The 16,310-nt window shown below is 59.2% G+C and carries 22 protein-coding genes; 10 read left to right on the top strand and 12 right to left on the bottom strand.

Annotation, left to right across the window (positions count from 1 at the left end):
- Nucleotides 1-28: 28 nt before the first annotated feature.
- From nrdD to AC3ZU9_RS27610, 3 genes are all read left to right on the top strand, one after another.
- Nucleotides 29-184 carry an anaerobic ribonucleoside-triphosphate reductase gene (nrdD, locus tag AC3ZU9_RS27620; protein WP_049712898.1) on the top strand — a complete coding sequence of 52 codons (156 nt, stop codon included), beginning with the start codon at nt 29-31 and terminating at the stop codon, nt 182-184.
- The gene (locus AC3ZU9_RS27615) at nt 181-876 is read left to right on the top strand and encodes an anaerobic ribonucleoside-triphosphate reductase activating protein (protein WP_490091614.1); all 696 of its coding nucleotides are present in this window, start codon (nt 181-183) and stop codon (nt 874-876) included. The genes nrdD and AC3ZU9_RS27615 overlap by 4 nt, the downstream gene beginning before the upstream one ends.
- Before the next feature lie 69 nt (nt 877-945).
- Nucleotides 946-2,565: a methyl-accepting chemotaxis protein gene (locus AC3ZU9_RS27610; RefSeq protein ID WP_490091613.1), complete on the top strand. Its 1,620-nt coding sequence runs from the start codon at nt 946-948 to the stop codon at nt 2,563-2,565.
- Between the two features lie 390 nt (nt 2,566-2,955).
- Here the strand turns inward: AC3ZU9_RS27610 and AC3ZU9_RS27605 are convergent, their stop codons facing one another.
- Genes AC3ZU9_RS27605 through AC3ZU9_RS27590 form a run of 4 tightly spaced genes read right to left on the bottom strand, consistent with a single transcriptional unit; the run spans nt 2,956 to nt 6,010 of the window.
- Nucleotides 2,956-4,296: a 4Fe-4S binding protein gene (locus AC3ZU9_RS27605; RefSeq protein ID WP_490091612.1), complete on the bottom strand. Its 1,341-nt coding sequence runs from the start codon at nt 4,294-4,296 to the stop codon at nt 2,956-2,958.
- The gene (locus tag AC3ZU9_RS27600; RefSeq protein WP_102060741.1) at nt 4,293-5,132 is read right to left on the bottom strand and encodes an FTR1 family iron permease; all 840 of its coding nucleotides are present in this window, start codon (nt 5,130-5,132) and stop codon (nt 4,293-4,295) included. The genes AC3ZU9_RS27605 and AC3ZU9_RS27600 overlap by 4 nt, the downstream gene beginning before the upstream one ends.
- Nucleotides 5,133-5,141: 9 nt before the next feature.
- Nucleotides 5,142-5,435 carry a cupredoxin domain-containing protein gene (locus AC3ZU9_RS27595; protein WP_371916666.1) on the bottom strand — a complete coding sequence of 98 codons (294 nt, stop codon included), beginning with the start codon at nt 5,433-5,435 and terminating at the stop codon, nt 5,142-5,144.
- Nucleotides 5,436-5,479: 44 nt separating this feature from the next.
- On the bottom strand, nt 5,480-6,010 hold the full coding sequence (locus tag AC3ZU9_RS27590; protein ID WP_064054558.1) for an iron transporter: 531 nt from the start codon (nt 6,008-6,010) through the stop codon (nt 5,480-5,482).
- 179 nt (nt 6,011-6,189) lie between these two features.
- Here AC3ZU9_RS27590 and AC3ZU9_RS27585 point away from each other — a divergent pair, with 179 nt between their 5' ends.
- Nucleotides 6,190-6,408, top strand: a complete 219-nt coding sequence (locus AC3ZU9_RS27585; protein ID WP_122809751.1) for a DUF3079 domain-containing protein — start codon at nt 6,190-6,192, stop codon at nt 6,406-6,408.
- Between the two features lie 135 nt (nt 6,409-6,543).
- Here the strand turns inward: AC3ZU9_RS27585 and AC3ZU9_RS27580 are convergent, their stop codons facing one another.
- Together AC3ZU9_RS27580 and AC3ZU9_RS27575 are read right to left on the bottom strand one after the other, a co-directional pair.
- Nucleotides 6,544-6,822, bottom strand: coding sequence for a hypothetical protein (locus AC3ZU9_RS27580; RefSeq protein WP_490091611.1), 279 nt, complete (start codon nt 6,820-6,822; stop codon nt 6,544-6,546).
- Between the two features lie 64 nt (nt 6,823-6,886).
- Complete coding sequence (locus AC3ZU9_RS27575; RefSeq protein WP_490091617.1) at nt 6,887-7,363, bottom strand: PA2171 family ribosome-binding persister protein; 477 nt, start codon at nt 7,361-7,363, stop codon at nt 6,887-6,889.
- 256 nt (nt 7,364-7,619) lie between these two features.
- Between AC3ZU9_RS27575 and AC3ZU9_RS27570 the strand changes: the two genes are divergently transcribed.
- Nucleotides 7,620-7,826: a PLDc N-terminal domain-containing protein gene (locus tag AC3ZU9_RS27570; RefSeq protein ID WP_012724764.1), complete on the top strand. Its 207-nt coding sequence runs from the start codon at nt 7,620-7,622 to the stop codon at nt 7,824-7,826.
- 175 nt (nt 7,827-8,001) lie between these two features.
- On the opposite strand, the gene AC3ZU9_RS27565 is transcribed toward AC3ZU9_RS27570, so the two are convergent.
- Nucleotides 8,002-8,562 (bottom strand): type 1 glutamine amidotransferase domain-containing protein, encoded by a 561-nt coding sequence (locus tag AC3ZU9_RS27565; RefSeq protein WP_093541695.1) that lies wholly within the window; start codon nt 8,560-8,562, stop codon nt 8,002-8,004.
- 203 nt (nt 8,563-8,765) lie between these two features.
- Here AC3ZU9_RS27565 and AC3ZU9_RS27560 point away from each other — a divergent pair, with 203 nt between their 5' ends.
- Both AC3ZU9_RS27560 and AC3ZU9_RS27555 read left to right on the top strand, forming a co-directional pair.
- Nucleotides 8,766-8,978 (top strand): hypothetical protein, encoded by a 213-nt coding sequence (locus AC3ZU9_RS27560; protein ID WP_012724762.1) that lies wholly within the window; start codon nt 8,766-8,768, stop codon nt 8,976-8,978.
- A 2-nt stretch (nt 8,979-8,980) separates the two neighbouring features.
- A complete protein-coding gene (locus tag AC3ZU9_RS27555) occupies nt 8,981-9,415 on the top strand; it encodes a DNA methylase (RefSeq protein ID WP_490091610.1) in 435 nt (144 codons plus the stop codon).
- A gap of 39 nt (nt 9,416-9,454) precedes the next feature.
- Here the strand turns inward: AC3ZU9_RS27555 and AC3ZU9_RS27550 are convergent, their stop codons facing one another.
- Nucleotides 9,455-10,240 carry a DeoR/GlpR family DNA-binding transcription regulator gene (locus AC3ZU9_RS27550; protein ID WP_046034712.1) on the bottom strand — a complete coding sequence of 262 codons (786 nt, stop codon included), beginning with the start codon at nt 10,238-10,240 and terminating at the stop codon, nt 9,455-9,457.
- Between the two features lie 121 nt (nt 10,241-10,361).
- Between AC3ZU9_RS27550 and AC3ZU9_RS27545 the strand changes: the two genes are divergently transcribed.
- Nucleotides 10,362-11,522, top strand: a complete 1,161-nt coding sequence (locus AC3ZU9_RS27545) for an alpha-hydroxy acid oxidase (RefSeq protein ID WP_122809746.1) — start codon at nt 10,362-10,364, stop codon at nt 11,520-11,522.
- 192 nt (nt 11,523-11,714) lie between these two features.
- Here AC3ZU9_RS27545 and AC3ZU9_RS27540 read toward each other — a convergent pair whose 3' ends face one another.
- Complete coding sequence (locus AC3ZU9_RS27540; RefSeq protein ID WP_012724758.1) at nt 11,715-12,641, bottom strand: alpha/beta hydrolase; 927 nt, start codon at nt 12,639-12,641, stop codon at nt 11,715-11,717.
- Nucleotides 12,642-12,803: 162 nt separating this feature from the next.
- On the opposite strand from AC3ZU9_RS27540, the gene AC3ZU9_RS27535 reads away from it, so the two are divergent.
- Together AC3ZU9_RS27535 and AC3ZU9_RS27530 are read left to right on the top strand one after the other, a co-directional pair.
- Nucleotides 12,804-13,649 (top strand): SDR family NAD(P)-dependent oxidoreductase, encoded by an 846-nt coding sequence (locus AC3ZU9_RS27535; protein WP_012724757.1) that lies wholly within the window; start codon nt 12,804-12,806, stop codon nt 13,647-13,649.
- 32 nt (nt 13,650-13,681) lie between these two features.
- Nucleotides 13,682-14,269, top strand: a complete 588-nt coding sequence (locus AC3ZU9_RS27530; protein WP_490091609.1) for an NUDIX domain-containing protein — start codon at nt 13,682-13,684, stop codon at nt 14,267-14,269.
- Between the two features lie 199 nt (nt 14,270-14,468).
- On the opposite strand, the gene AC3ZU9_RS27525 is transcribed toward AC3ZU9_RS27530, so the two are convergent.
- The 3 genes from AC3ZU9_RS27525 to AC3ZU9_RS27515 form a co-directional block, all read right to left on the bottom strand.
- Nucleotides 14,469-14,882: a hypothetical protein gene (locus tag AC3ZU9_RS27525; RefSeq protein WP_046034716.1), complete on the bottom strand. Its 414-nt coding sequence runs from the start codon at nt 14,880-14,882 to the stop codon at nt 14,469-14,471.
- A 31-nt stretch (nt 14,883-14,913) separates the two neighbouring features.
- On the bottom strand, nt 14,914-15,303 hold the full coding sequence (locus tag AC3ZU9_RS27520; protein WP_046034718.1) for a hypothetical protein: 390 nt from the start codon (nt 15,301-15,303) through the stop codon (nt 14,914-14,916).
- A gap of 3 nt (nt 15,304-15,306) precedes the next feature.
- A partial coding sequence (locus tag AC3ZU9_RS27515; RefSeq protein WP_490091608.1) for an RHS repeat-associated core domain-containing protein occupies nt 15,307-16,310 on the bottom strand: 1,004 nt, incomplete at its 5' end.

Raw genomic sequence — 16,310 nt, 5'->3', positions numbered from 1 at the left:
GATTTTCCAACCCGTAAGGAGATTCACCATGCAAGCATCCCAGCCACAACGTCAGCGCTGCGAAGTCTGGACCCGGGTGATGGGTTACCACCGGCCGGTGTCCGCGTTCAACCCCGGCAAGCAGTCCGAGCACAAGGAGCGTGTGCACTTCACTGAAACGGCCGCCGTGGCCGGGCGCCAATGAGTCGAGCACTACGGGTCGGGGGACTGGTGCCCCTGACCACCCTCGACTACCCCGGCATGCTCGCCTGTGTGCTGTTCTGCCAGGGCTGTGCCTGGCGGTGTCGTTATTGTCACAACCCGGACCTGATCCCGCCGCGCGCCAGCACGGAGGTGGATTGGCGCCGGGTGTTGCTGTTTCTGCAACGGCGCCGCGATCTGCTCGACGCGGTGGTGTTCAGCGGTGGCGAGCCGACCTTGCAGGAAGGCTTGCCGGCGGCCATGGACGAAGTGCGGGCGATGGGTTTTCGCATCGGCCTGCACAGTGCCGGGATCAAGCCGGCGGGGTTTGCCAATGCCTTGCGCCACGCCGACTGGGTCGGCTTTGACGTGAAGGCCCTGGCCGAAGACTGCCAATCGATCACCCAGGTCAAGGGCAGTGGCGTGGCCAACTGGCGCAGCCTCGACACCTTATTGGCCAGCGGCGTGGAGTACGAATGCCGCACCACGGTGCATTGGCACCTGATCGACCCACCGCGCCTGCTGTTGCTGGCCCAACGTTTGCAGGCCATGGGTGTGCAGCGTTTCGCGGTGCAGATGGTACGCACGGCCAGCATGCTCGATACGCACTTGCCCAATGCCCCGGCACAGGCTGCGCTGCCGGAGTTATGGGGCCGATTGCGCGAGTTGTTTCCCGCGTTTGTATTGCGAGGGTGACCAGCGCCCTCCAGCGGATTTTTATAGATGCTGCCCATGGTGGGCAGGTTTTCATCAGGGAATATCAGAATGAAGCAATTAACCACGGCACAACGCATTGTCATCGGTTTCGCGATTGCGCCGTTGGCGCTGGTCGGCTTGGTGTTTTACGCCTTGCACGACCTTGCAACGCTTAAGCAGCAATCCGAGCAAATCGTGCAACAGGACTGGCCGAGAATTGCACCGATCATGGTGATCGCCACCGGCGTGCGGGATAACGGGCGCAACACCCGCGACTTGCTGATCGACCAGGACAACCAACAGGCCCAGGACGCCATCGGCACGACCCGGCAACGCATCACCCAGGCGTTCGCGACCCTTGAACCGCTGCTGGATACGGCCGAAGGCAAAGCGGCCTACGCCAACTTGAAGACCCATCGCGAAACCTATGTGGCCGCCTTTACCCAGGTGCAGGCGCTGATCAAACAGGGCGCGCGCGAGCAGGGCCTGGCCCAGCTCAAGCAACAGGTGATGCCCGCCGAACTTGAAGTGTTCAAGAGCCTGGACGCCCTGATGGCGATGCAAGGCCGTCTGTTTGCCGAGCGCGAGCAGGCGGCGCAGGCGCTGTACGACGAGGCCCGGCGCAACATGATCGGGCTGTTCCTGTTGTGCCTGGTGCTGGTGGTGGCCGCTGCGGTGATCGTCACGCGTAGCGTGATCCGCCCCTTGGGCGGTGAGCCGGACGAAGCCGCGCGCGTCTTGAGCCATATCGCCCAGGGCGACTTGACCATTGTGGTGCCGGTCGGCAACAGCGCCGAAGGCAGCGTGATGCGCAACCTGCACCTGATGCAGCAGAGCCTCAACCAGATGGTGCGGCATATCGCGGCCTCGGTGGACGGCGTGGCCAGCTCCTCCGAGGAGTTGAGCGCGGTCAGCAGCCAGACCAGCAGTAGCATGCAGTCCCAGAGCCAAGAGATCGAACAGGCTGCCACGGCGGTCAACGAAATGACCGCCGCCGTGGATGAAGTGGCGCGTAATGCCGTGAGCACCAGCGAGGCGTCACGCCTGTCGGAACAGACCGCCCAGCGCGGCCGCGCCCAGGTGCAGGAAACCGTGGCATCGATCAACACCCTGGCCACCGGCGTGGTGGAAACCTCGGAGCGCATCCAGCAACTGGCTGGCCGCGTGCAAGACATCAGCGGTGTGCTGGAAGTGATCCGCAGCATTGCCGACCAGACTAACCTGCTGGCCCTCAACGCGGCCATCGAAGCGGCCCGTGCCGGGGATGCCGGGCGTGGGTTTGCGGTGGTCGCCGATGAGGTGCGCGCGCTGGCCCATCGTACCCAAGCGTCCACCCAGGAGATCGACCAGATGATTGGGAATATCCGTCAGGACACTGAGCATGCGGTGGCGGCGATGCACAGCAGCAGCGAGCGGGTGCAGGCGACCCTCGGCGTGGCGCAGCGGTCGGGGGAGGCGTTGGATGAGATTACGCGGTCTATTTCGCAGATCAACGAGCGCAATATGATGATTGCCAGTGCCACGGAGGAACAGGCGCTGGTGGCGCGGGAGGTGGATCGCAACCTGGTGGGGATTCGTAACCTGTCGCAGCAGGTGTTGCAGGGGGCGTTGCATACGGAGACGGCGGGGCATGATTTGGCGGGGATGGCGGGGGCGCTGCATCAGACGGTGGGGCGGTTTAAGGTGTAGCGATTTGTGTACATATCCGTTATTTAGGTAACGGCTAACCCAGCGTCCTGCCGGGTTAGCCACGGATTCAAGCCTGCGTTCGGCCAGCGTGTTTGACGGGGCGCCCCAGATAAAGATCAAAAGCAAGAGCCCTGCGGCCTGGTAGCCGGCCGGTTTCTTACTGTCGATATCGGTTAACTGTGGGAGGGGGCTTGCTCCCGATAGCGGTGGGGCAGTTGCAGATGTATTCGCTGGCACGCCGCCATCGGGGGCAAGCCCCCTCCCACAGTTTGATCTTCATACATCAGGTGGATATCAGGCTGCTTTTGATCTGGGTTTTGATCTAGGCACCCCGTTCCAAAGTGACCCGCCGTTAGCCAAATAACGGAGATGTACTTGACCCCTGCCCAATCACCATCCCCAAAACTGCAACCACCATCCACCCCCCACCCACCCATTCCCCATCATCACCCACCCCCAAGCCCGCCACCGAGGCATGCCATCAAGCTGCCGCCACGCCAACCACACACTCCAACCGATGCAGGCGCCTAACAGCAACGCCCGACCCGGCTGCACCCAAGCCAACCCCAACCCTTCATATCGCAACAACTTCACCGTGGTCGCTGACAACCCCAAAAACAACCCCGCACCACCCAAGGGCGTCAACGTCAATGCCAGGGGCCGAAACAGTGCGCGATCCCCCGCACAATGCGCCGCCGCCCGTAACAGCAGCCAGCATCCGCCGCCAATCACCAGTGCGCTGCCCACCAGATACACCACAATGCACCCCCCATCCAGCCAGCTGAAACTGTCATTGCGTTGCGGATAATGCGTGAGCAACCACCAAGGCGCGTTGTCTTGCAGCGCCCACAGCCAGCCGCGATCGACCAGCCACTCGGCCAGGTATTGCTTGAGGGCGATAAACCACGGGCTGACGGTCCATTGGAATGCGCCCATGGCCAAGCCGATCACCCCGAACAGCAGCAGGCGCACATCCCAGGCCGAGCCCGGTTGATGGCGCGCCTGGAGGATTTCCTGGTTGCACGAGCGGGCGATCAATTGCACCGCGCCGCGTTGCCCGCTGCAGCGGCCGCAGGCGTGGCACTCGCTTGCACTTTGCAGCCGGCGGATGTCCAGCAGCGGTGCGCAGTTAGGCAGGGGCAGGCGCGGCGCGGTGTTGGCTGTCCAGCGTTGCTCATCCACCGCGAAGTGCACCGGGGCCAGGCGGGCGAGCAAGGCGAAGACGCCGCTCACCGGGCACAGGTAGCGGCACCACACACGTTTACCGCGCACGAACAGCAGGCCCACGACGACGGCGGCCACGGTCGAGCCGCCGAGGATCAGCAGCGCGGCCTGGGCATAGTCATACACGCTGATCAGTTGACCGTAGAGGGTGGTCAGGCAAAACCCCAGCGTGGGCCAGCCGCCCCAGCGCAGCCAGCGCGGGATGCCCAGGCCACGTCCGTGCCGGCTGGCCCATTCGCTCAATGCGCCTTCGGGGCACAGCACGCCGCACCACAAGCGCCCGAAAAACACCATGGACAGCAACACAAACGGCCACCAGATCCCCCAGAAGATGAACTGTGCGAGCAACGTCAGGTTGTTCACCATGCGCGCCTGGCTGTCCGGTAATGGCAGCAAGACCGGCAACACCAACAGCACGGCGTACACCAGCACCACCGCCCATTGCACGACACGGATCAATCGGGCATGGCGGCGCATGCCATCCCCCAACTGCTGCAGCCAGCTCATGCCGCGTGCCGAGACCGGCGTAAGCCGTTGCCTACCAGCAGCCAGTAGCCGAGCAGCACCAGCAGGGTGATCAGGCTGGGGGCCGCGCGGTAGCCGGCAAAATCGGCGAGCAGGGCGCCCAGGCCGTGGCTGTCACTGAGCAGGGCGCTGCTGTCCCAACGGCTGTCGCCGAAGGCCGAATACACCCATTCGGGCATGTCCATGGCGAGCAATTGCCCGCTGATGCGGTCCACGGCGGCTACCAGCAAGGCGCCGCCCAGCAGCAACAGTAGGGCTTCGCTGAGGGCGAAAAAATGCGACCAAGACATCCAGCGACGCGTGCTGCGTAACAGCACCACCGTCAGCCCTGCCAACACCAGGCCCAGCACACCGCCGAGGGCGAACAGGCCCAGCGCCTCGCTGTGCAGGCGCGCGCCGGCGCCGTACAGGAACACTACGGTTTCACTGCCTTCGCGGCTCACCGCGAGCAGCGCCAGCAGCATCACCCCCCAGCCGCCGTGGTGGGCCAGACGCTGATCGGCTTCGCTGACCAGTCGGTGTTTGAGCGTGGGCCCATGGCGATGCATCCAAAACACCATCTGCACCATCAACCCGCTGGCTACCAGCGTGAGTGTCGCTTGCAGCCATTCCCCCTCGGGGCCGGTCATGGCTTCACCGGCCCATAACATCAACCCGGCCAACCCGGCGGAGCCCAGTAACCCCAAAAGCACCCCGGCCCACAGGAAACGCGCCAGGCGTGAGTGGCCGCGCTGGCAACTGATCCAGGCTTGCAGAATCCCGATCACCAACAGCGCCTCAACGCTTTCGCGCCACACAATAAACATCGACGTGTTCATCAACGGCTCCTATTCGGCGAGGATGCTGCCTTCGGGCAACTGTGGGTTGAATTCGTCAAAGAACGGGTACACGCCCGGCTTGAGCGGGTGGATCACCACAAAGGTGGTGACGCCGGGCGACAAGACTTTCTCCACGCGCAGCGGTGTGCTTTCGAATTCGGCCGGGCCTTGGCCGAGGTTTTTCAGCACGATCTTGAAGCGCTCACCGGCCTTGACCGCCAGTTGCGGCGGGCTGAAGTGACCGTCTTGCAGGGTCAGTTCATAGCTGCGCAACGGTGCCGCCAAGGCCACGCCGCTCAGCATCAGGTAGCCCGGCAACAGGTAGCCCGGCAACAGGGCGCGGCGCATCAATAACCGCCTTTCTTGCCGATACCGGCGTAGACGAATGCGTAGTGCACTTCGCAGCGTTCGAACCAGGGCGCGACCCCGGTTTCCTTGTCGGTGTGGCGGCCCAGTGAGTGGTGGCCGGCAGGTGGTAATACGCTGAAGGTGAGGGTGTATTGGCCGGGGCCTTGCAGTTTGACGTTATCGCCGTAGTGCGGGCCGTCGTTGGCGACCATGGCGTGGAAGTCGCCCTTGATGGGGGTGTCACTGCCTTGCTTTTTCAGCGAGAACGACAGGTTCAGGTAAGGCACGAAACTGCCTTCCTGAAAACCCTGGGCGTTGTCTGCCGTGGCACGCACATCGGCTTCCAGGTGTACATCGGAATCAGCGGTGGCGCGCATCATGCCGGTGGGCTCCATCTCGATCGGTTGCAGGTACACCGCGCCGATCTCCAACCCAGGGCAGTGTTGGGGCTCGCCGATCGGGTACTCCTTGGCGAGCGCCGCAGAGGTGCTCAACAACAAGACGATGGGCAGTAAAGAGAGGGTACGCATGGAGGCTTCCTGACGAGTGAAGGGAGAGAGCCCGAGTCTAGGAAGGTCTGCTGTGAATAATAATGATTCTTGTCAAGTTCAGGCGATATTTCATGCTTGCCGACCTTGATGTCGGTCAAGGTCGCGCAGGCTACAGGAGGGTAGGGTGTGATGACCGTTCGCCGCCAGGGAAGCTGTTCATGGCCAAGCCTTTTCCGCTGCACCCCAAGCACCCGGAGCGCATCTGCTGGGGCTGCGACCGCTACTGTGCCGCGACTGACCTGGCCTGCGGCAACGGCGCCGACCGCACCATGCATCCCGCGGAAATGCTCGGCGATGATTGGTACGAACACGGCGACTGGGGACTCGCGCCTGAGCCCGATGTCGTTCAGCCAGTAACCATCAAAAGCGCACAGTAACGCTGTGGCGAGGGAGCTTGCTCCCGTTGGACTGCGTAGCCGTCCCGATCCTCTTTAAGCAAAGAACGGGGCCGCTGCGCGGCCCAGCGGAAGCAAGCTCTCTCGCCACGGGTGGGGGGTTCTCCCTTTAAAGCATCAGCTGCCTGAACGGGGTTTTTCCTGGGGGGCTTTTTGGCGGTCGACAGGCTGAGCGGTTTTGGCCGGCTGCTTGTCGGGCGCTTTGGTTTTTTTGGCGCTGTCGGAGGGGCTGTTGGGGTAGGTCCCCGGCGGCAGGGCGGAACCGGCGGCGCTGTCACCGCTCAAGGCGTTGGCGGCAGGCTCGGGGTTATCGCCGAAGGCGGCGAGGGCAGGGCCGGTGAGCAAGGCTGACAGGCCGACGATAAGCAAAATCCGTTGGGACGATGTGGTCTTCATGACGCAATCCCCTATCGTGATGGAGCAAAAGCCTGGAAAGCTCCAGGCTCTGGTCATGCCGCGATCAAGCCGCCATTGGCTTGGTCGACTGCGACTTTTTATGCGCTGCTTTCATGGCTTCCATCTCAGCGCCCAACTCTTCAAGCAACGCCTTGCCCAGCAGTTTTTTAGCCTGCGGGAACATCTCGGTTTCCTCTTCTTCAATATGGTGCTCGAGCAGCTCCTTGACCACTTTGACGCGACCGGAAAACTCGGTTGTCGACGGCTCGGTCTGTTTCAAGTCCGGCAGCACCAGGGCGTCGACGGTGCGGTGCTCTTCCTTGGCCTCGTGGTACATGATGTCTTGTTCCTTGCCGCCCGCCTTCCGGAAGGCCGGGTAGAGGATTTCTTCTTCCAGCTTAGTGTGCAGGCTGATTTCCGCTTCGAGCTTGGCCAGCAGCTCAGTGCGCTTTTTAACCCCGCGCTCGGTGGACTCACTCAGTTGAGTCAACAGGGCCTTCACGCGTTCGTGGTCGGCTTTGAGCAGGTCAATGGCATTCATGGGTGACACCTCACGGGAAAACTCAGGGCGCGTCGACATGCACGCCTCGTCCAGTGGAGTAGTGCATCAGTTGTACCAACTTGAGCTTTTTGAAATCGTGTTGTAATTCAATGGGCTACCGATGATGAGCAACAGTGCCTGTCGTGCAGGTTGCATGGTCGGCCCCAAGACGCGTTGCATTCCACCACGTCGGAAAATTTTAATGAACCCTCGGCGCCGATGCTTGACCTAACGCATACGACCTAGGAGGTGAAGCATGGAAATTCAATATATCTGGATCGGCTTGGCGGTGATTCTGCTGCTGTTGGAATTGTGGGCAATCAATGTCGTCCTGCGCAGCACCGGGGGCTGGGAGACTAAGGGGCTGTGGCTGGTGATTCTGATCTTTGTGCCGCTGCTTGGCCTGATCGCCTGGGCCATGTTTGGGCCTAAACGCGAGATGCCGGAGCAGCGTAAGAGTTAATCCATAAGTGAAAAAAAACAGGCGCCATCGAGGCTAATACCAGTCAATTAAGGGCAAACACTGTACCTGTGGCGAGGGAGCAAGCTCCCTCGCCACAGGTTATTTTTTACCCTTTCTACGTTTTAACGGACTGGCATTACGCGATCGAGGCGCCTGTTTTCGTTCAGCGGCGTTATCAACCGGCGACGGCCTTGGCAATCGCCTGGTTGAAGGCCGGCAGGTCATCCGGCGTGCGCGACGTAATCAATGTCCAACCGTTGGCCTGACATTCCTTCACCTCGGCATCGACCCACCCGGCAGCGCCAGCGTTTTCCAGGTCAATGCGGACGCTTTTGTAGGAGGTGAGGGTTTTGCCCTTGATCACGCCGGCGTCAATCAGCGCCCACGGGCCGTGACAGATCGCCGCCACGGTTTTACCCGCTTTGACGAACTCATTGATCAGCTTCAACGCGGTCGTATCTTGACGCAGAGTGTCGGCGTTGACGGTGCCGCCGGGGATCACCAACGCATCGAAATCCGCACCCGAGAGCTCGGACAGTTTGGCGTCGGACTCTACGGTCTGGTCCTTCTCGGTGTCGCCGACGAAGGTTTGGGTGGTGCCGCCATCGCTGGAGCCGTGTGTCACCGTCGCGCCATAGCCACGCAATGCTTCCAACGGTTTGAGCAGTTCGTCGCGCTCGATGCCGGTGTTGGACGTGATGACCAGAATCTTTTTGCCGTTGAGGTGTGAACTCATGATCGAGTGTCTCCTGATGGGTGAAGGAAAGAGGGGATATGGGAGAGTTGATTGGGCTCAGGAGGCAAAGGTTTAAATTAATTTGCGCTTATTTCTTGGACGGTTGGCGCGCGCAATTTCCTTGAACTATCCAAATTCACTGAGTTCTGCTGAACACCTGCCCGCGTTTTTTTCGTGGGCCTTCAATGACTTGGAGATAGACCATGACCACCGACAAAACCCCTGCGCCGATCAGTTCTGAAGAGGCTCAGAAAGGCACGGAAAAACCCGCCAAGGGCCAGACCCTGGAACGCCCGAACCCGAAGACCGAAACCGTCGATAAAGTCCTCACGCCCACCTCGATCAAAGACATCGAACGCCAGACGGATGCGATCAACGAACAGGCCGCCAAGGCCGAGCGCAAGCTGGGCCACTGAGCATGGCCCGTGCTATCAGCGCCTCGGAGTTGGGCATTGAACTCAAGCCCGACGATGACGCCAGCCTGTTCAAGTGGTTTGTGGCCAGTTTCCTGATGGGTAAGCGCATCCAGGCACCGATTGCCGCGCAGGCGTACAAGGTGATCGTCGAGGAGGATGGGCGCGACACTGCGCGCAAGTTGCAGCATTGCACCTCGCAGGAATTGGTCACGATGCTGGGGCGTGCCCATTACGTGCGCTATGACGAAACCACCGCGCAGCGCCTGTTGGATCTGAGTGCCAAATTGAACGCTGAGTACGCCGGTCGGATCACGCGGATGCGCAGTGCCAGCGAAGACCGTGAAGCCTTTGAAAAACGCCTGGGCGAATTCGAAGGCGTGGGGCCTAAAACCATCGAGATTTTCATGCGCGATGCGGCCAAGGTGTTGCGCTGGTGAGGGTGCCGTCAGTCCAGGGCCGACACGCTACTGTTTTGCTCACTCAACCTCTACCCGCAGCACCTCCAACCCTAATTGCTCATACGCCTCCACACTCGGCACGTGCCACTCGGTAATCAATGTGTGAATGCGGCTGCACGGCGCCACCACAAAGGGCTCCACCGCGCCGAGTTTGTCAGCCATGGTCACCGCCACCACGTGGGAGGCGCTGTCGAGCAGGGCTTGTTTGACCGCCACTTCATCAAAATGCAGCGAGCTGATACCGACTTGCGGGTGCAGCGCGCAGACACCGGTAAACAGCAGGTCGGCCTTGATGCTCTGGATCATGCGCACGGTCTCGTGGCCGCTGGTGGACAGGGTCGCCGGGTTGAGTTGGCCACCCGTCAGTATCACCTTCACATCGGGATGGTCGGCCAAGGCGATCGCGATCATGGGCGACGGTGTGACCACGGTCAGGCGCATTGAACGGGGCAATGACTGGGCGATCTGCAACGTGGTGGAGCCGGAATCGAACAGCACGATCTGGCCCTCTTCCACGCGTTCAGCGGCCAGTCGTGCGAGGCGGCGCTTGGCCTCGTTGGTCTCGCCGACACGGGTGAAGAAGTCTTTGCCGGTGTCCTTCGGCCGGGGCAGGGCGCCGCCGTGCACACGTTGCAGCAGGCCGGCGGCAGCGAGCTCGCCGAGGTCACGGCGAATGGTGTCCTGGGAAACGGCGAAGTGTTCGACCAATTCCGACGCGGTAACTTTGCCGTCGCGTTCCAGCAGCAACAGGATCTTTTGTTTGCGCAAAGAAGGCAGGTCGATGGCGTGATGAGTGTTATGCATTGTTTTGCGTCTTTATGCGGGTTTGTGCGAGATTAGACGCGCGCCGATATAAACGCAATGGCTGGTTGCGCGGCCGATGGGCGGTTACTCTCAGCATTCAGTTCAGGGAGAGGTGACCTAGATGTCGTTGATTACCACCATCGAAGACTTACGCAAGCTGGCGCAAAAACGTGTCCCACGCATGTTCTACGACTACGCCGATTCCGGCTCCTGGACTGAGAGCACCTACCGCGCCAACGAAAGCGATTTTGCCCGCATAAAATTCCGCCAGCGCGTGGCGCGCAATATCGATGAGCGCTCAATCCGCACCACTATGATTGGCCAGGACATGGCCATGCCGGTGGCGTTGGCACCGACCGGATTGGCCGGTATGCAGCATGCCGATGGCGAGATCCTGACTGCCCGTGCCGCCGCCGCGTTCGGCCTGCGCTACACCTTGTCGACCATGAGCATCTGCTCTTTGGAAGACATCGCCGAACAGGTTGGCCAGCCGTTCTGGTTCCAGCTGTATGTGATGCGCGACCGCGCCTTTGTCGAACAATTGATCGAACGTGCCAAAGCTGCCGGTGTGGACGCATTGGTGCTGACCCTCGACCTGCAGATCCTCGGGCAACGCCACAAAGACCTGATCAACGGCCTGTCGGCACCGCCCAAACTGACCCTGCCGAATATCCTCAACATGGCCACCAAGCCGCGTTGGGTAATGGGCATGCTCGGCACCCAGCGGCGTGGCTTTGGCAACATTGTCGGGCATGTCAAAGGTGTGGCCGACATGAGTTCGCTCTCTTCCTGGACGGCCCAGCAATTCGACCCCCGCCTGAGCTGGGACGACGTGGCGTGGATCAAGCAATGCTGGGGCGGCAAGTTGATCATCAAGGGCATCCTCGATGTGGAAGACGCGCGCCTGGCGGCGAACTCCGGCGCCGATGCACTGGTGGTGAGCAACCACGGCGGCCGTCAGCTGGATGGAGCACCGTCGAGCATCAGCCAGTTGCCGGCGATAGTGGAGGCAGTGGGTGAGCGCATTGAAGTGTGGCTCGACGGTGGCATTCGCTCCGGTCAGGATGTGCTCAAGGCGATGGCGTTGGGCGCCAAAGGCACCATGATCGGTCGAGCGCATTTGTATGGCTTGGGTGCGATGGGCGAGGCGGGTGTGACCAAGGCGCTTCAGATCATCGCCCGTGAGTTGGACGTGTCGATGGCGTTATGTGGGTATAACGATATACGCGATGTGAATCGCGAGATTTTATTGCCGGGTACATTTCCTGAAAGCGTTTATTGAGCAAAAAAAACGTAAAAATATAAAAAGAGTTGTCCACGAAAACCGTGGGTATCTCTGTGGATAACTTTGCGAAGCCCCGGCAGGGTTGGCGATTTAAGCCGAGATCAATATTTGATCAACTTCTGATTTGGCCCAGCATGGGCTGGGTTTGCGCTTGACAGGCAAGCGCGAACCCAGTGCCGAAAAGCGTTTTTATGAGTCGCCGCTGCGACCTGTGGAGTGCGTGACCACCTGAGCCGGCATCTTCGCTTGCATCAGTTTTTCCAATGCCTGGCCATAGCTGCGACCGGCGAGGCTCATGCTGTTGTTATGGCTGGCGCCGGGCACCAGTAACAGCCGTTTGGGTTCCCGGGCGGCTTCAAATAACTGTTGGCTGAAGCGCGGCGGTACGTAGCGGTCGTCGAGGCCATGCACCACCAGCAGTGGCATATGGATGTCGGCAATCTTGTCAATGGAATCGAATTTCTGCGACAGCAGCCAGCGCACCGGTAGAGAGGTGTTCGCTACGGCGGTGGCCACATCCGCCAGCGAGGTAAAGGTGGATTCGATCACCAGCCCGCGTACGGGCAACGGCATCTGTTTACCCAATTCTGCAGCCAGGTCGATGGCCACCGCGCCACCGAGCGAGTGCCCGTAGATCAGGCGTTTTTGCGGATCGGGTTGCAGCACCTGGAAACGCTCCCAGGCGATACGCGCGTCTTCGTACACCGTGGTTTCCGACGGCAGCTCGCCGCGGCTTTGGCCGAAACCACGATAGTCGATGGCCAGCACCGAGTAGCCCAGCGCATGCAATTGCTCGATGCGAAACAGCTGCCCTGTGAGGTTCCAGCGTACGCCGTGCAGGTAGAGAATCGCAGGTGCGTCCTTGTTGTCCGCCGGGTACCACCAGCCATGAATGTTCTGCCCCGATTTGAGACTGGCGGGCTTGAGTTCGAATTCCTGCACGGCCTTGGGCAAGCCGCTGTACCAACTGGCGGTGCCCGGTTCGATGCGAAATACCAGCTCGCGCTCCTTGTGTTGCAGCATCGCGCAACCCACCGGCAGGCCGACGATCAACAGTGCCATGCACAGCAGGGGAAACCAGCGCAGGCTCAGGCGCGACAGAAAACGTGAAGACATGAAGGTTCCTGGAAAAAGGTGAAGCAGGGGTTTTACCAGATGGCCTGCAGAGGCAGGAATTAATTCGACAGCCGTCCACCGGGATTGCTTGCAAAGTGTTACAGCATTGAACAAACGGTGCACGGGTTGTTAGGGTGGGCAGCCGAACAGGAGAGCAAGCACATGGATTTCACAGGCAAAACCGCTATCGTCACCGGCGGTGCACGCGGGCTGGGACTCAGCTATGCACGGGCACTGGCCCTGGGCGGTGCGCGCGTGGTGATCAGTGATATCGGCGCCGACACTGCCGGTGCAGGCAGCGATGCGTCGGTGGTTCTGGCAGCGGCCGAGGCCTTGCAGGCCGAAGGGCTGACGGTGATCGGCCACGGGGGTGACCTGTCCACGAACGAGGGCTGCGAGCAACTGATTGCGTATACCCTCGAGGCATTCGGCCAACTCGATATCCTGATCCACAACGCCGGCTGGGTGGGTTACCAGAACATCGCAGACCTCGACGCCGCGTTCCTTGAGCGTGCCATGGCGATCAACCTCTACGCGCCGCTGTGGCTGTGCAAGCACGCCTGGCCGCACCTGCTGCACTCATCGGCGCCGCGCATCATCCTCACCACCTCCGACCGCGCCATGTACGCGCAGTACGAGCAAACCGGCCTGGTGGCCTACAGCGCCGGCAAGATGGCGCAATTAGGGATCATGAACGCGTTGAGTCATGAAGGCTTGGATGCGGGGATCAAAGTCAATGCGATCTCGCCGGTGGCCAAGACCCGCATGTGGGGTGTGACTGACGAGCCGGATGAACTCAAGCCGGAGTGGGTGACGCCGGGCGTGCTGTTTCTCGCCTCGACGCAGTGCGAAGACACGGGTTACATCGTGCGGGCCAGCAATGGGCAATTCACGGCCACGCGGTTTACGGAAAACCCTGGTGTGGAATACCCGCGCAACCTGGCCCGCATCAAAGCGGACAGTGCTGAAGCCGTCGCCGCCGCCTGGCCGCGTATCAAACAAGCGTGAAAACGATCACTCCATTGAGTAAAGACCCCACCATGGACAACAGCCCCGTTCGCATCACCGCCGAAGAGACGCTTTCGGAAAACTGGTACCTGCTGAAAAAGTACAGCTTCGACCTGCGCCGCCGCGACGGCAGTTGGCAAGCCCAAACCCGCGAGGTGTACGACCGCGGCAACGGCGCGACCATCCTGCTGTACAACCGCGAGCAGCGCACGGTGCTGCTGATTCGCCAGTTTCGCATGCCCACGTACGTCAACGATTACCACGGCTACCTGATCGAAGCGGCGGCCGGCTTGCTCGACAATGCCAGCCCCGAAGAGCGGATCCGCCTGGAAGCGGAAGAAGAAACCGGCTACCGCGTGGGGCATGTGGAGAAGATCTATGCGGCCTTCATGAGCCCGGGGTCGGTGACGGAGCGGATTCACTTTTTCATGGGTGAATATCAGCCGGGTGATCGGGTTGGAACTGGCGGTGGCTTGGAAGAGGAGGGCGAAGATATCGAAGTGCTGGAGCTGGGCTTTGAAGAGGCTTTGGCATGGGTGCAAAACGGCGAAATTGCCGATGGCAAGACCATCATGCTGTTGCAGCATCTGGAATTGCGGATGCTTAAAGAAGGCTGGTAACCCCGCCTATTGAGGGGGGGGCACGATCATTGTAGTGAGCAGGCTTGCCCTGCGCTGGGCTGCGAAGCAGCCCTAAAACAGACCATGCCCATTTACCTGAAAAAATGCTTTGTCTGGATTGGGGCTGCTTCGCAGCCCAGCGCGCGTAAGTTTATTCTCCATCAGTAGATTTTTTTGAATGGTGATTTTTTTGTAAAATCTAGTTGAATTTCTCATAATCTTGCGCACCTAAAGATGCTAGCCATTTTTTATAGAAGTCAACCTGCTCTTGCGGATTGTTGGTTAGGTTGTTTTCCTCATAGTCAAATAGGTGAACTATGTCGTCGAATGTAGCCTGCTTGCCTAAAGTCAATTCATACGCGACTAGACCGGCGCTCATCTGGGAAGCCATTCTGGAAGGGGTGACATTTATTTTTGCGCCCTTACACAAGAATGTCATTGTTGGAAACTCTGCTCTGATTTTCGCTAAACATATGTATATATCTTTCCCATGATAGATTTTTCCGAAGTTACTTGATTCTGAAAATGTCATCAGGCGGTTGATTGAGTCATATTTTACGGTTGTTTCAATTTTTTTGTTTTTGGAAATGACTAGTATTTTTTTGCTTTCCATTATCGTTTCAGCTCTAGTGGTGCAGAGGGTGTTAATTGATTTTTAGAGACTCAGCCCATTTTCTACGGTAAGCGATCTGATCATTAATGTCGTTTGTAAGGTTGCTTTCTTCGTAGTCGAATATACGGACGAGTTCTGCATCTGGCTCGCCAATCGTTACCTCGTAAGCAACTAATCCGCTTGACATCTGTGATGCCATTGCTGAAGGGTAAACATTCACCTTCGAGCCTTTACATAAGAAGGTTGTTTCACTGAATTCTCTTCTTAGTAACCCAAAGCATGTATATATATCTATGTCTGAATATATCTTTTTTATACCGTCAGCAAACGCTATAGATAGCGTTGAGTGCGCTCTGTCGAGCTCAAGTGTGGCGGTCTCTCTTTGTGCGTTTTTAATTATGGTGATGTCGATCTTTTTCATTGGTTATTTTCTATTTGGATTAATTAGTGAGTAGCCTTTATGCGTTCCATCGTCGTGGACGGGTGTGGCGCCTAGAATATCCTTAGTATCTATTCGGTTTGGTATGGCAATTTCGCGCTCCTTTTTATAGTCCGATAAGATGCCTAATTCTTTGTTGACATCCCGACCTGGGATTTTCTTTAGGGTGTAAAGATAGCCTTCCTCAAACCCAAAGGATGTTGCGAACATTAACCCTTGCTCTCTTGATATTGATGTGCTCACAAATTTGCTTGGTGGACTCGCATTGTTTTGCGAGTGCAAATAGAGGTCAGTGCTTTTTCCTCTGCTCTCAAAGCCGGTTTCAAAAATTTCGTCCGGGTGCCTTGAGTCTCCTCGATATAAATACTCTTGTCTTTTACTCGATGCTGGTAGCGAAGGAGTGCCGTCGTCTACCTTAAGCTGTGTGTTTGAGTTTTCTGTATTTGTGTGTGGTTCGTATCCAGCCCCGCCTGGACACGTGCTCAAACCTAGCGGATCTATCCAACCCGTAGGGTTGGGCACGTACAGGTACGCATTGATCCCCCCCGCCAGCTTCACCGGGTCCGGCGTCAGGTATCGACCAATATCCGGATGGTAGTAGCGATGGCGGTTGTAGTGCAGTCCGCTTTCTTGGTCAAAGTACTGGCCTTGAAAGCGCAGCGGGTTGTCGATTTTTCCGATGTCGAGCCGGGTGATTTCGCCGTAGGCGCGGTAGTGCGCGGACCAGACGATTTCTCCGTCGGCGGCGGTGAGTTCCTGCGGGGTGCCGAGGTGGTCGAGTTGATAGTGGTAAGCCTTGGTTTCCTTTGGGCCGAAGCCTTCCAGTAGAGCCAGTGGACGAAAGCTGTCCGGTTCATAGAGGTAGCTGCGGTGTCGCTCCGCGTGGTGTTCGGCGATGAGTGTGTCGCCTTTCCAGAAGAACTCGGTGGTTACGTCGCCGACAGTTTTGCTGATACGCCGCCCGAACGGGTCGTAGCGGTAGCTGGCGG

This window comes from Pseudomonas sp. A39, from assembly GCF_058145955.1.
This window is presented reverse-complemented; position numbering and strand designations above follow the sequence as displayed.